The 1,078-nt window shown below is 58.0% G+C and carries 1 protein-coding gene; it reads right to left on the bottom strand.

What is annotated here, in order from left to right:
• Positions 1-910: methyl-accepting chemotaxis protein (locus AB4Z11_RS32390; RefSeq protein WP_442030379.1), on the bottom strand; the 910-nt coding region annotated here is incomplete at its 3' end.
• Positions 911-1,078: the final 168 nt, after the last annotated feature.

Below are 1,078 nucleotides of genomic sequence, written 5' to 3'. Positions count from 1 at the left end.
GGATATTGGTCTGGAACGCGATGCCGTCGATGACCGAAATAATCTCCACGATGCGGCGCGAGCTGTCGCGGATGGCGCCCATGGTATCGACTACTTTCGACACCATGCCGCCGCCTTCGACTGCTACAGTGGACGCATCAAGCACCAGTTCATTTGCTGCGTGAGCATCGTCCGCATTCTGGCGTACTGTGCGCGCCAACTGGTCGATCGTGCCCACTGTTTCGACCAGGCTGGCGGCCTGCGTTTCGGTACGCTGCGACAGGTCGCTACTGCCGCTGGAAATTTCGTGTGCGGCCGCCGTGATGGCGCGAATGCCGGCGTGGGCCTGTTCGACCGTGCGGCGCATGCCGTCAAAACTGCTCTGCAGCGCGTGACGGCTGCGGGCTTCATTGGTGGCCTTGCGGTCCAGCGTGATGGCCAGCGCAACCAGGGCCGCGGCCTCGATCACCACATACACGGCGTGGACGATGATGACGGCAAGCGATGGCTTGCTGAGGCACATGGCGCCGTAGCCCATTTCCTGCAGCTGATTGAAGAGCAGGTGGTGTAGCGCTATCACGGCGGCGGAGGCAATGATCACCCGCCAGTCCTGGTAATACACCAGCAGGGCCAGCAAAACAAAAATGCCGAAGTGGAGCTCGATCATGCCCATGGATTGCTGAATGTGCAGGGCACAAAACACCATGGCCGCCGCGCCGACGGCCATTCGCGTAGCGAGCGCGTGCGGCATCATGAAAATCATCAAAGTGGGTAGCAGGGCGGCGGGCAAGCCTACCAGCAGGGCCGCAGTCCAGGTGTCGTGCCAGGACGCCAGCGCCATTCCCAGCAGAAAGAGCAGCCACAGTACGGGCAGAAAATAGCGGTTCACTTTGGATATGTGTTGCTCGCGGAGCGAAGCTACCAGGTCCATGCAGGCCTCAGAAGATTGTAAAAGAGCAATATTAATGTCACAAGAGTTCACAATTGTCCACTGTGAGTGTATTTTCCGTGCGACACTATTTCACAGTTTAAAGATAGAATGCTGATCTCTTAATAGTGTCAAAAGGATCAGATGATTTACCGCATCACCGCGCTGGCG

Source organism: Pseudoduganella sp. RAF53_2, from assembly GCF_052113985.1.
Lineage (GTDB): Bacteria > Pseudomonadota > Gammaproteobacteria > Burkholderiales > Burkholderiaceae_D > Rugamonas.
Note: the sequence above shows the minus strand (reverse complement) of the source record. Positions and strands in the feature narration are given on the sequence as shown.